Below are 13,761 nucleotides of genomic sequence, written 5' to 3'. Positions count from 1 at the left end.
GTCACAAAAGTGAGAGGAAGATGAATAGTGATGTTGTGCAGTTTGTTGAGGAGTCCCGCGATCGATTCATCGATGAACTGTTTGAATTTCTCCGAATTCCCGGTGTCAGTACGGATTCGTCTTATCAGCCACACATGCAGCAGTGCGCAGAGTTTGTCCGTGATGCGATGCTGCAGGCGGGATTGAGTCCCGAGATCATCCGGACCGCCGGACACCCGATTGTTTACGGCGAACGGATTGTCAGTGATGATCGACCGACCGTGTTGGTTTACGGACACTACGATGTCCAGCCTCCGGATCCGGTGGACTCCTGGACAACCGGACCCTTTGATCCTGAGATTCGTGATGGCCGGATTTATGCTCGCGGAGCCACCGATGACAAGGGGCAGTTGTTTACTCACCTGAAGTCGATCGAAGCGTGGGTGAAGACCACCGGCACCGTCCCGGTGAATATTCGGTTTCTGGTGGAGGGTGAAGAGGAGGTTGGCGGTGAAAACCTGAACGATTTTCTGGAGTCTGCTCGAGATCGTTTGGCGTGTGACATTGCGGTGATCAGTGATACCAGCCAGTACGGAGATGGTCTTCCCGCGATCACCTGTGGGCTGCGCGGTATTACCGGAGCAGAAGTCCGTATTCGGGGTGCATCTCAGGATCTTCACAGCGGTGTCTTTGGCGGCAGCGTGGCCAATCCGGCTAATGCCATAGCGTTGTTGTGCGGATCACTGGTTGATTCGGCAGGTCAGGTTCAGATTCCCGGGTTTTATGACGATATCCTGCCGGTCACTGCCGGAGAACGCGAGCAGATTGCGCAGCTGCCGTTTGCGAAAAACGTGTTTCTTGAGCAGATCGGAAGTCGGAATACGTTCGGCGAAGCTGGCTGGTCTACTCTTGAGCGGCGCTGGTTTCGTCCCACCTGCGATATCAATGGAATTGTGAGCGGTTATACAGGAGAAGGGACTAAAACGATTATCCCTTCATGGGCCATGGCCAAAATCACCTGTCGACTGGTTCCTGGTCAGGACCCTGATTCGATTCTGAATTCTCTTGAACAGTTCCTGAAACGTCAGTGTCCCGATAGTCTGGACTTTGAATTTCGTCCGTTCCAGGGATGTCCCGCGTTTGTACTGGATCCGTCCAGCAAGTGGATCTCTGCCGCCAGTCAGGCGGTGGAAGCCGGATTTGGGACGACGCCTGTGTTCATTCGGGAAGGTGGTTCGATCCCTGTGGTTACGAGCTTCAAGCAGATTCTTGATGTCGATACATTGTTGCTCGGTTGGGGCCGGAATTCAGACAATCTTCACAGTCCGGATGAACATCTGCACCTTGCAGATTTTCAGAACGGGACGCTTGCGAGTGCTATGTTGTGGGCTGCTCTGGCGGAAGTATCCGGAGTCACTGACTGATACATGAATTCACCGGCTGAATCTGCTGTGACTATGGATGTTTGCACAGCGTCCCCCTGATTACTGAATGATTTCTGGAACGGAAAACGACTTATGCTGGATCTCCAGTTCATTTGTGACAACCAGGCCGCTGTTAGCGAGAACTGTACTGCCAGAGGCGTCGCGGTCGACGTGCAGGCTATCGCGTCACTGCGTGATGATCGCAACCGTCGAATAACCAGAATCGATGACCTGCGTCGACAGCAAAAAGAAGTTTCGTCGCAGATTCCCAAAGCATCTGCAGACGAGCGGCCGGCATTAATCAGTAAGGGCAGAGAACTGCGGGAACAAATTGCTGAGATGGACAGTGAATTGAAAGCGATGGAGTCACGTCTCAGCGAGCTTCAGGCGACGATCCCTAATATGACTCATCCTGATGTTCCGATCGGCGGAGAAAACGATGCTTCGGAACTTCGTATTTCCGGAGAGCGCAGAGCATTCACGTTCCCGCCTCTGGATCACGTAGACATTGCCTCAAACTGTGACCTGATCGATTTCGAAGCCGGATCGCGAGTCGCAGGACACGGTTTTTATTTTCTGAAAAATGATGCTGTGATGCTGGAGTTGGCGCTGGTCCGGTTTGCACTCGGCAAACTGCGGGAAGAAGGATTTACCCTGTATTCCACCCCCGACCTGGCGCGGGATTCAGTCCTGCAGGGTATCGGCTTTAACCCTCGAGGTGACGAAACACAGATTTATTCTGTGTCTGATACGGATTTGAGTCTGGTAGCCACGGCTGAAATTACATTGGGTGGCGCACTGGCCGATCAGATTCTGGACACTGCTGACCTCCCTGTTCGCTGTGGTGGACTTTCTCACTGCTTCCGTACTGAAGCCGGAGCGCACGGTCGGGCGACCAGGGGGATCTATCGCGTTCATCAGTTTACCAAAGTGGAGATGTTTGCGTTTACTGCTCCGGATCCGGACATCTCAAATGCTGTTCACCAGGACATTGTACGAATCGAAGAAGAGATCTTTCAGGCGCTGGAGATTCCATACCGGCTGATCGACACCGCAACCGGCGATCTGGGAGCACCTGCGTACCGTAAGTTTGATCTGGAAGCATGGATGCCCGGTCGTGCTGACGGTGGGGCGTGGGGGGAAGTTACATCGGCGTCCAACTGTACCGACTACCAGGCACGTCGGCTCAATATTCGCTGTCGTTCCGCGGACCGCAAAGGGACACGGTTTGTCCACACACTTAACGGAACAGCAATTTCCTGTGCGAGAGCGATTGTGGCGATTCTTGAAAATCATCAGCAGGCCGACGGCAGGGTCATCATTCCCAGGGTTCTGCGTCCGTGGATCGGCAGGGATGAGATTCTTCCCGCTGATACAGCCGGGGCATGAAGGATTTACATTTGATTTCGTGTTTTCATCGTCAGGTACTCACTGAAGAGTCGTTCTGGCAGGAGCTGAGGAAGTGTGTTGATGTCCGTTACACCATTTTTTTATTGAAGAAACCTGCGGTGCCTGACCGTTCAGGATATTGACAGCGGCATCAGCGTGGTAAGCCCGCAGGTACGGTACCGGTATAGGCTCACCATACTCTGCAGATCTTCATCATGAAGCAGTACGCAGACGGTCAGACAGGGTAGTGAGCGTACGCGCAGACTTTGCGGCATCCGTTCAAGCTGGACTCTGTCAGACACGAAGGTGATCAAAACGTCCAGCGCACATTGATATGTACTGTTCCGCGTTAAAGGTGGCAGAAGAACTTCAGTTTCACGATGAGAGGTCAACGGAACGGACAGGTGGATTTGGCAAACGTTCAGATTTTTACGGACTTCGTTCGTTAAAAGTAGGTTTACGCATCGTTGTTCGCGAGAGTATTGCCTAGTCACTAAACTGTGCACAGACTTCTGGTCTGCTGATGGCGGTGTGAGCACAGTCAGAAATTCAGAACGTCGGTGCTGCAATTAACCGCCTTTCAATGATTTCCTTAGACTTCCAGGCAGTGCGTTAATGAAACAACAATTTAATCGATCAGATCTCCGGCCTGGTGAAGTGCTGTGCGAACACTGCACAGCAAAGTGCTGTCGATACTTTGCCCTGCCTATGGAAACACCGACGGACTGGGAAGATTTTGACCACATTCGCTGGTACATGATGCACGGCAACGTATCGGTTTTTGTCGACGAAGGCAGTTGGTATCTGATGGTACACGCGGACTGTAAACACCTGCTTTCGAATCAGCAGTGCGGGGCCTATGAGACCCGTCCGGGGATTTGTCGCGAATATACAACGGACGAATGTGAATTCGATAATGATGTCACTCACGAGCAGTTGTTCGAAACCCCCGAACAGATGTGGGAGTACGCTCATGCCGTTCTGCCCGCTCGTCCCCGTCGCCGCGAATGTGATCCGGTGAATCTGCCGGTGCTCAATGTTGTTCAGGCATAGTGGTGCGGTGGAACATCCGTCAATCGGCTGTGATGGGCAGATACAGGACCAGTACGGCGAACTTAAGTCTTTCGGAACAGACACTACGCAGGATGCGATTCAGCCCTTCAGACTGCGCAGTCCTCGTGCGTTCCTCTCGGTATTCACCCGAATCAGTGCTTCGGGGACTCGGGCGATGAATCGAACCAGTTGAGATGTTGTGCATCCCAGTGCATCAGCGGCCGATTTGACGTCATAATCTTTTGCGTGGACGGCGTTCAGGCTTTCAGTGATCAGGACAGGAAAATCCGCGTGTCGTTCGCTGCACTGAATCTTCCGATTACGACACCGTGATTTCCACAAAACAGACGGATACACTGCCGGGGAAAAGACCAGGCGTACTTCGACTGCAAGTCGTAAACGCAGTCGCTGCAGTGCCGCGCGCTGGTTGTCCGCCTGACTTCGCCGCTCCGTGGCCACAGCAGAAACACCTGTTGATTCATGAATCAGTTCGACTCCTGTTTCAACTTTGTTTCGGTGCTGTCCTCCCGGCCCGCTGGCACGAAACCTTCGTATGAGGCATTCGCGCAGCAGTGTGTCGTTTGACAGCGTGACGGGGTGGGCCGGATACCGGATGTCTTCCCTGTGGTCCACTATCAATTCTCCTGCCCAAAACATGACCGCAGGTATTCAACGCGATTTGGCATGATCCTGATTACTCTGTGAGCGGTGCATGGTCCTGAAGACGCTGGAAAAAATCAGTGTGGTCGAATGTCAGCATCCCACTAAAACAATTCGATGCCGGTGATTCTGTAAAGAGTGGATAAGGTCGGCAGACAATCAGACGGAGTCGACGGTTCGCAAATAGGCGGGGTCATTTCGGTTGGCGGGGAGTGGTGGCGGTGAGTGCTGACGTTAACAGAATGACGTTGTCATTGAGATGTTCGACCAGTTCCGGTGTGAGTGGCTGATGACCGTAGCGTACATTGTTAAATGCTTCGGCGATTTGAGACGGAATGTGTTGAATGTCAGGCGTCAGTTTATCTTGAAAATAATCTTCAGCAGATTTCGCGTTTTCACGGGCTGTGTTACTGGCGGGAAATTTGAGACCGGATCGAGCGCACGTCTTCTGAAAATTATCGTAAAACCGAACGGTGTGCTTAGCCGTGCCTCGTCTGCCGTTAGCACGTTGGTGTAACCAATCCGTCAGGGAGCGAATCAACAACCAGAGCCGGGTTTTCAGTGCGATGGCCAGCGTCAGAAATAAGAACAGTGATCCAATAAGACCCTTCAGACTGATCCACTCAGACGGGTCGGAAATCACGTTGTCGATGAATGTATGAACGGCACCTGCCAATCCCTGTCGTCGAACGGCGGAAACTATATTGTTCCAGACGGTGAAAACCGGCTGGATTGCTGCCCGCTGTCGTTCCGGGGTCACATTGTTGATCCCGTTTTTCCACAGGTTGTTGACCGTCTTTTGAACATTCTCCAGCACCCCCTGGTCTTCCGGAATCAAGAGCAGATTCTCTCGGGCGGAAGGAGTCGGATCGATTGTGTTCCAGCGGTTGCGGTGGTGATACTCTACCCAGACATGTGCATGTTTCTGAAGTACCTCATCCTGTTCGGTTTCCGGGTTGTGTTCTGTTCCCTTAAATCCATTGACGACTCTTGCGGGAATTCCAACACACTGCAGCATCAGGGCTGCTGCCGACGCAAAGTACTGGCAGTGACCGCTCTTGTGATTCACCAGAAAATCATCGACAGGATCAAGGTCTGTGTCGGTGGGAGCCACGTCCAGTGAGTATTGATACTCTCCGGAATCTCTGAGTTTCTGGTTGACGCGGCGAACACATTCCTTCACTGATACGCGTTGCCCGTTGTCACGGCACAGTTCAGTTGCCAGCTTCATTGTCTTTGGAACAATCCCGACGAGATCCCTGGTGATTGCAAGACTCTTCGCGAATCGATTGCCATTTTGATTCGAACGGATTGATCGGGCAGTCGGAAAAATCCACTGTCGCAGCGATCCCGTAATTACGTCAGGGGGTACCGGCTCAAAATAGGTTGAGGGGGGTTCACAATAGACCTCAAACGAGACACCATTCGAGTTGATGTCTGTTGATGAGGTCCCGTCGCGGGGCGTGAAATGTCCATGCAGCTCAAAGGTCAGAGACTCAGTGAGACTTCGCTGTTTAAGTCTGCCGCGGGTATTGAGAAGTCGGGCACTTACGACAGGAGTGGGCACAAAAGCAAATGTTCCTACCGGGGTTTCCTGAGTAATTTCGAGACGAACGCAGTCAATTGGCGAAGTGTTGTCCTCCAGTTGCTGGCGGATAAATTCAGACGAATAATTGTTGGCGGTGAGTCCTCGATTCCATGTTCCTTCAGCATACCAGCCCATCGCGTTTCCTCGAAACATGAGTTCATCCATCTCCAGATAATCAGCAACCTCCTGCATTGTGAGTTGATTTCCCGTTGTCGGGTTAACAGCTGTTACCTGGAGGACACGTTCCTCGCTCTTTAACAGAGAACCGAATTCACCAAGTTTTACCTGCTCACGAAAACCCGTTCGCTGGACGACGCCATTATTCGAGATGGACAGGTTATTTAGAAACGCAGGGGTTCCAATGAATACACGAGGGAATACAGCGAACACAACACCCGACATCAACAGCGAGGCCAGACACATTGTCAGAAGCATCAGCCTGAAGCGTGTCCCAATCCACCGGATGCCGACATCTGCCTGAATTCCGTGTCGTACGACAACAGTTGAGTCGTACGACGGCGGCTGTGTCGCAGATTCGAGGAAATCCTGTTTCGATTCCGTGCGTGTCTTGAGACGCAGGAGTGTAAACACGGCGAGCGTCCACACCATAATCAACTTCATGCCGACGAGGGACATGCCCAGATAGGGAGCCTTGGTGTATACACAGGATATCGCCAGCTGTACGACACTGAGGGCCATCAGCCACCAGTATTGCCGGTTCTGCTTGCGCATAAACAGAACGACCCATGTCAGATAGACACTCAAATGTGCCCCGCAAATAAGACGGGTCTCCTGAGTGTTCAGTATCAGTTCAGCACTCGCAGTACACAGTGCTGCCAGTCCGCAGAAACTTGCAGCGAGTGTGGGCAGAACGAGCCATTGTTTCCACTCATTGAGCCACAGAGCTCCCAGAGCAAAGATAGGTGTCAGACCGACAGGAAACCAGGCTCCTTCTGCCAGTAACAGAACAACGGAAGCACCGCACACCGTCAGTGTTATTGCGGTCAGAAAGCAATATCTGATCTCTCTGTAGGAATTCATTTGCTATTCCCATCGGCATTCAGGGCTGCAGCATCGTGTTCTGTGTTTCGGTGGTGACATCCGGCGTAATCACCGTGTTGAGTGACTGTGTTGTTGCCGGAATGATGATCATCTGTTTCATGACATCCGGAGACTCGGGCACCAGATCCGTGCAGATTTGAGTGATCGCGAGTCGACAGTATTCAGGGCGCGACGTGATGGTGATGCCGTGATATCGCTGAAGTGCTCCGGCGTCCGCAAGGCTTTGTATTGCCGATTTCAGGGATGGAGATTCCGCCGGCTGACACGACGCCAGCACATCCAGTGCTTCATTTGCAAAACGAGTGCCCTGAGAGTCACACACAAACGCAGGTGTTCGCCCGGTGATTGCCAGGGACGACCGGCCGGCCGATCCACTGTGAGTTCGTGCGACGCACAGCGATGCTGTGACGGACACTGCCAGCTCGACTTCATCATCGGAAAAATCATCATGACTGCAAAGATCCAGCAGAATGAAGAGATCAGATTCACGATTCTGATGGAACTCCTGAATCATAAGCCGATTACGACGGGCAGTTGAACGCCAGTGAATGGATCTCGGATTATCGCCCGAACGAAATTCACGAATTCGGTGGAATTCATCATCAAAGGCGCCGCTGCGCAGCGACTGAATTTGACTTGCTTCGTTCTGATCGTCTTTAAAACTTGTCCACGCTGTCCTGAGTCGTCGTATTCGAGGCCGAATCAGAATCGTTTCGGTTTCGGGAATGATCTGACCGCGTTCACCGATACCAAGTGGAAATCGCGAGCTAACCCGGATGGGACCCAGCTGATAAAGACCGCGTTTCTGAAATGTAACGTGATACTGTCCGGTTCTCTGTTCTCCCGGTGGCAGTCGCAAAATCGTCACAAGACCCGCGCCCAATACCTGTGTGCCTGTCGGCGTAGGGACGGAAATTTCGTCACGAACATCAATCAAATGTGATGTCAGCCATGGCTTCCGGTTAGTGACCGAGATGTCGACTGTTACGGGCGTCCCTGCCATGATCCGATCATGGGAACGACGTTCGACTTGAATTCGACGCAGGCTCATATAAACAAACCAGCCGTTGAGAACCCACGGCCCGGCCATCAGGCCGAAGATGAACAGTAACATGTTTGAGTGGCCGATCAGCCCTCCCAGGGCCAGAAGAAGCATTATGCCCAGATGGCCGAGTCCCTCCCTGGGAATCACGACTCGCGAACGCAGTCCCATCCGGGTCATCATTTGCGAGATCACGCGACCGAATACCGCATTGACAACTGCTGTCACCGCAGAAACTGCACCGCAGACATAGAGCAGCAACTGTGTCACACCCTGGAAATCCGACAGGTAGTCCGGGAGAATAAATCCGCCCAGCAGACATCCCACAGCGATCAGTACCTGCGCGACAAGACCGGCACTCAGTGGAGTGCGGTGACTGGGATCCTGAGGTGTCAAAGGTTCATCCACGAATAAAATGCCAGGTTGCTGTTTTTATGATTCCCGCAGAATTGCCTGGCTGATAACACATTGCCGTCTGTTGCTTTGTCACGGTTTCAATGTGCTCCGGTCGGTTCTGTGGGCCAGTGGCGGATTGTGTTTCGAAATGAGTAGCAGTCTTTGATCATATCACCAGTTCATTTTCAGATGCGTTGTCTCTTTCAACTTCTCACAAAACACCTCTTTTCAGATGTAAAGTTAACCCCGTCGGCAGTGTCCGGGAGTCGGAACAATTCAGACGGATGCATTGAAATAAACGATCATTTTCAGGTTTCTTGTAGGTTGGTACTGTCAGGGTGGGTCCCCGGGTGACTTCTGTGATCAAAAGTCGAAATCACAACTGCGTTCATGTACCGATACGCCGCTTGGCTGAAACATGAAAATCACTGAGTACAGGAAAAACCATTACTGCCGGTATTACGTTGCATCGTGTACCCGTGTGTCGTTCCTGCGGAGTGTGAAACGTGAGTGTGCAAAGCATCGGCAATATCGGATGGCCACAAAGAATGCGATTTGTGCAATGTTCACGAAACCGGTGACCGAGTGAATTGTTGCAGCGGCATCCGGTTCCGCAGGTCATTGCTGATTGAGGCTGTTCAGTTGTCCGGGGCGAAACGGTAGACCAAATCCGTCCCGGCGCAAACAGGGGACGAGATGGCCCGGAGTGAAAGGCATGACGTCCGTCGATGAATCGTATTCATTCGGGACAGCCCCGATTCCGTCATGTGGCGACCGCATTGCTTAACGTCTGTAAATGCCGGGGAATTGCTTTAAATGGATCTTCGTTCTCTTCGTACTCCAGTGCAGCATAGCCGCGATAACCGGCGTTTCGAAGAATTCGGATAACTCTGTCAATGTCTGTCGGGACTTTTTGTCCGTTTGATGAAATCATGACCTTGATCTGTGCATTCACGGCATAAGGTGCAATCGCTTCAAGATCGGACCAGGGATCTTTCGTATGAAAATTGCCGCTGTCAAGATTCACTCCGAACCATGCAGAATTGTCAATACGCTCGATGATTTTCAGCATCTGCTGAGACGTTGCGGTAATCCCTCCGTGGTTCTCCAGGGCCAGAAACACACCACGATTTGCAGCATGGCGGAGCGACGCATTGATGCCGGACGCACAGCGGGCAATGGCTGCTTCTTCTGAGTCACCGGCAGGCACTTTTCCGGCAAAAATACGAATCACGGGGGCACCCATAATTGCCGCGTAGTCAATCCATTCACGGCACGCTTTGAGCTGAGCCTCTCTGGCGGACCCGTCCGGCAGACAAAAATCATTGCCGATTGCGGTTCCTGAAATTGAAAGCCCCAGTCGATGTGTCCGTTGTTTGAGACTGATCAGATATTCTTCGGTGACAATCTGCGGGAAGTAGTAACCGGTCAATTCCACCGCTCCCAATCCCTGAGACGCGGCGAAATCAATGAATGTTTCCAGAGTCATCTGCGCCTTTGCCAGCTGTTCGGGAGTTCCTCGCCGAACCATCAGCCGATCAAAACTATATGCGGCGAGACTCAGCTTTATTTGTGAATCGGTTATTCGCTTTGGTGGATCGGTTGCAAAAACGGCACTCGTAGCTGCTGCCAGACCCGCGGTTCCGCCTGTGCATGTTGTCAGGAATGTTCGTCGTGAGCAGTTCACTGGTCGATTCTCAATTCTGTCTCAGGCCAGTCGTAGCCAATGTCCAGTGCCGGTGCAGAATGCGTAAGGCACCCAATACTGATTCGGTCGACACCTGTTCCGGCGATACAGCCAATGTTCTGAAGAGTAACCCCGCCGGATGCCTCAAGCAGTGTCGGTGGTGACACTGCATCGCGAATTGAGACCGCCTGCTGCAATTCAGATGTTTTCATATTGTCGAGTAAAACGATGTCCGGACTGACCGTCAGCACATCGCGAAGCTGATCAAGTGAATCGACTTCTACCTCCACCGGGAGGTTCAGGTTTCCACAGGAAAGAAATTTGCGTGCTGCCGTGACAGTTTCACCGGGGCTGTGGTCACCTCGGGCGGCCAGATGGTTATCTTTAATAAGGATACCGTCGTAAAGCCCCATGCGGTGGTTTAATCCTCCGCCACAGCGCACAGCGTATTTTTGCAGGGATCGGTAACCGGGCAGTGTCTTTCGTGTGTCCAGGACGTCTGCAGAACTGCCTCGAACCAGTTCGACGAATTTCGCTGTCAAACTCGCGATGCCACTCAGGTGAGTCAGGAAATTTAGTACCGTTCTTTCACCGGCCAGCAACGCGTGAATCGGTCCGGTCACGCTTCCAATCACTGAATTCGGTTCGAGTTGATCTCCCTCTTCCATGAAAAGCTGAATATGACAGGAGGGTAACGTTATTCGTTCGGCCAGTGCCGTGTAGATTGGTCCGATGAGCACAGAGCCGCTGAGTGTGCCGAATTCGCGAGACACAACATTGACCGTTGCTGTGGACGATGCAGGAATAGTGGCCTCGCTGGTGAGGTCACCTGATTCCTGAAGATCTTCTGTCAGTGCCTGCGCAATCAACACTTCAGGGACTTGAAGTTTGTCGATATCAACAGCCATGTCATCCTCAGGTTGTCGTTGCGGTTTTGATTGGAAGGGTATCTTAAAAAGAGAAACCCGATACTCGGCCGGACGTCAGAATACAAACAAACATTTGAGTCAGCATCAGCGACCACCAGATGACTGGCCGGCCGCCGGTTCCGTCATTTTTTAATTCTGCCTGAAACAAATGAGCTGCGGGAATCAGCAGCCATGGAGTGAGAAAGCACCACAGGCGAGCCGCTTCACCACTGTTGCGTGCTGACAGCCAGAGTGCGCCGATCGTGATCACAACGGCTACAGATAGATCGATGGGCAGTGTGCGGGACTGCTGACGGACGTCCGTGTGGATACAGCCCATTCCAAATCCGGTCAGAGCAGCCAGTGTAAGTGGCAGTCCTGCAGCCATCCCCAGTTCAAACGGGTTGACGATCATCCATTTCCAGGCGGTGCGAGTATACTGGTCGTAGAAGCCGCTGTGATTTAGCAGATTTGTCTTCCATACCGTCAGCAGATTACAGTCCATGGCAACAGTGAATGCAGCTGTAGCCGCGACCGCGGTTCCGGCGAGGACTGTTATGGCCAGTGTGTTAACAGACAATTCCGTTTGGGGCTCTGGTTGTTTGTCGGCAAGTTGCCGGAGTGACCGGATAACGAACAACACACCAAGCAGGGCGGCAACCGGTAAATGAGCCAGACTGAGCATGAGTCCGAACCAGAGAATCAGTCCGCCGAGAACCGCAGACATAAGACGGTACGGTAACTTTGCATGCGATGACAGTGAAGTGACTCCCAGGCTCATGGCCGACAGGGCTGTCATCGCATACAGGACATCCGATTTTGGCAGGAACACCACCAGACACGGGAGCGTGGCCCAAAGACAGGCGGTACGCCAGGCGACCAGTGCGTCGAAACAGTGTCGAATGAGAAAATACAGGGGGATCACTGTCAACGCTGTCGCAAGCGTTGTCAGCTCGGAAGTTAAGAACAATGCCACAAATTCCGCGTTGTCGAGTATCCGGTTTTCCCGCGCCAGGTAGGTCGAGGTCTCAGTGCTGCGAAATACTTCGGCATCATCACGGCTGATCCATGGCCGGATTCGTTCTGCAATACCAGGTGAAACGCGGCAGAACTGGATGATCCATCGGTTCAGCAGGAAGAGTCCCGGGGGATGAGTTCCCATGTGCAGAACTTCGCCCTGAATGCGTTCGGTGTAGGACGCCAGGAATTCCGGTGTTGAACGGATCCTGAAATTCGCTTCGTAAAAATAACCGGATGAGGCCGGGTCATACAGCACCCACAGGGATTTCAGGTTGCGGTGGGGGGCCGGGGCACAACGTTCCACGGTTTTGAGCCAGACCCATGTACCGAACACCAGCGCGAACAACAGGAGTCCTGTGACTGAACAGGACGGACCGTGTTGCTGAAAATTTCTGTCACTGCGGGACTGCGTCTGGTACCCAAACAGGTGACGATTACCGAGGAAAGCCACGAACAGCAGAACCGAGATCCCCAATACTGCCGGGGAAAACTGCGAGACTGCAGAAACCAGCTGTTCCGGAAGTTCATGCCGACGCCAGACCCATTCGCCGGGGATTCCGAGTGGAATTGCCGGACTGACGACGATAATTGTCTGAATCGTGGCAGCGATGATCAGCCCGGAAATGACGAGTGGTTGTGTTCGCAAAGTTTTTCGAAAATTCTGTGTGTGTGTACGCGGAAAAAGGCGGGACAGATATTCACCTTAACAATCATGCTGCAGTTGATGCCGGAAATGCAAACCTCATTGCTCAATACTTGATAGTAAGTGCAGTGTACCGATGTCGGCAACTTCCGGAGACGGAGAGGACTCAATGATGCCGGGTTTTACCGGGTTGGTTTCTGAACAGCAGAACGCTTACACGACCGACATCTTTCCGGCAATCGTCCAGTGTCGATCAGATGATTGACGTACCCAGTTCGGGTCAAGTCCGGTTTGCAGCAGGATTGTGCGGACTTCCGGAACGGTCAGTGCAGCATGCAGCGAGTCCCTGAACATCTGCTGCTGGTGTTGTGTGGCTGCTCCGGCGTAATCGTTCACCAGTCGATCAGCCTCTGCTGCTGTGCCCGGTCGCAGCAGGTCCCGAAAGAAAACAACGGCACCCGGAGCAGCAACCCGACGGAGTTCTGAAAAAACATCAGCGGGTTGCGGAATGTGGTGGATAATGCTGTTGGAAATTAACTGTTGACAGGAGTCATCAGGAACGGGCAATCGTCTGGCATTACACAACATCGGAATCACTGCGTGAAAACACCCCGCTTTATCTATGTTTCGTCGGGCGATTTCCAGCATTCGCGGTGACAGGTCGCAGGCCATCACCGTGTGACGAATTGTAAGCCGATTGCTGAGATGGATCGGGATCTGCGCCGTGCCTGTTCCCAGATCCAGAATCATGAGCCCGGCATTTTTTCCGGATTGATCAACGTCGGGGCAGGCATAGGCCAGGTAGTCATTTACGAACCGCTGATTCACATCAGTGTGGTCCATGCTGTCATATTCCTGGGCTTCCTGCCTGGAGTCCATCACTTCCGGTTCTTGCGTCCGGGGAAGAACC

Annotated in this window: 10 protein-coding genes; 3 read left to right on the top strand and 7 right to left on the bottom strand. The window is 52.6% G+C overall.

The genetic code is table 11. The features are described 5' to 3' along the window. Positions 1 to 20 precede the first annotated feature (20 nt). The 3 genes from MK110_11670 to MK110_11660 all read left to right on the top strand — a co-directional run bounded on the left by MK110_11670 (position 21) and on the right by MK110_11660 (position 3,845). On the top strand, positions 21 to 1,403 hold the full coding sequence (locus MK110_11670) for a dipeptidase (protein ID MCH2211953.1): 1,383 nt from the start codon (positions 21 to 23) through the stop codon (positions 1,401 to 1,403). 93 nt (positions 1,404 to 1,496) lie between these two features. Beyond that, the gene (gene serS, locus MK110_11665) at positions 1,497 to 2,792 is read left to right on the top strand and encodes a serine--tRNA ligase (protein MCH2211952.1); all 1,296 of its coding nucleotides are present in this window, start codon (positions 1,497 to 1,499) and stop codon (positions 2,790 to 2,792) included. A 615-nt stretch (positions 2,793 to 3,407) separates the two neighbouring features. Continuing rightward, on the top strand, positions 3,408 to 3,845 hold the full coding sequence (locus MK110_11660; GenBank protein ID MCH2211951.1) for a YkgJ family cysteine cluster protein: 438 nt from the start codon (positions 3,408 to 3,410) through the stop codon (positions 3,843 to 3,845). A gap of 99 nt (positions 3,846 to 3,944) precedes the next feature. Here MK110_11660 and MK110_11655 read toward each other — a convergent pair whose 3' ends face one another. From MK110_11655 to MK110_11625, 7 genes are all read right to left on the bottom strand, one after another. Beyond that, positions 3,945 to 4,478, bottom strand: coding sequence for a peptide chain release factor-like protein (locus tag MK110_11655; protein MCH2211950.1), 534 nt, complete (start codon positions 4,476 to 4,478; stop codon positions 3,945 to 3,947). Between the two features lie 220 nt (positions 4,479 to 4,698). Continuing rightward, a complete protein-coding gene (locus MK110_11650; GenBank protein ID MCH2211949.1) occupies positions 4,699 to 7,134 on the bottom strand; it encodes a transglutaminaseTgpA domain-containing protein in 2,436 nt (811 codons plus the stop codon). Positions 7,135 to 7,153: 19 nt separating this feature from the next. Further along, positions 7,154 to 8,605, bottom strand: coding sequence for a DUF58 domain-containing protein (locus tag MK110_11645; protein ID MCH2211948.1), 1,452 nt, complete (start codon positions 8,603 to 8,605; stop codon positions 7,154 to 7,156). Positions 8,606 to 9,356: 751 nt separating this feature from the next. Beyond that, complete coding sequence (locus tag MK110_11640) at positions 9,357 to 10,280, bottom strand: sugar phosphate isomerase/epimerase (protein MCH2211947.1); 924 nt, start codon at positions 10,278 to 10,280, stop codon at positions 9,357 to 9,359. Continuing rightward, entirely contained in the window at positions 10,277 to 11,188 is a 912-nt protein-coding gene (nadC, locus tag MK110_11635) for a carboxylating nicotinate-nucleotide diphosphorylase (GenBank protein ID MCH2211946.1), read from the bottom strand. Before nadC ends, MK110_11640 begins: the two co-directional genes overlap by 4 nt. 43 nt (positions 11,189 to 11,231) lie before the next feature. Next, positions 11,232 to 12,854 (bottom strand): hypothetical protein, encoded by a 1,623-nt coding sequence (locus tag MK110_11630; GenBank protein ID MCH2211945.1) that lies wholly within the window; start codon positions 12,852 to 12,854, stop codon positions 11,232 to 11,234. A gap of 210 nt (positions 12,855 to 13,064) precedes the next feature. Next, entirely contained in the window at positions 13,065 to 13,730 is a 666-nt protein-coding gene (locus tag MK110_11625; protein ID MCH2211944.1) for a class I SAM-dependent methyltransferase, read from the bottom strand. Positions 13,731 to 13,761 lie beyond the last annotated feature (31 nt).

This window comes from Fuerstiella sp. (assembly GCA_022447225.1).
GTDB lineage: Bacteria > Planctomycetota > Planctomycetia > Planctomycetales > Planctomycetaceae > S139-18.
This window is presented reverse-complemented; position numbering and strand designations above follow the sequence as displayed.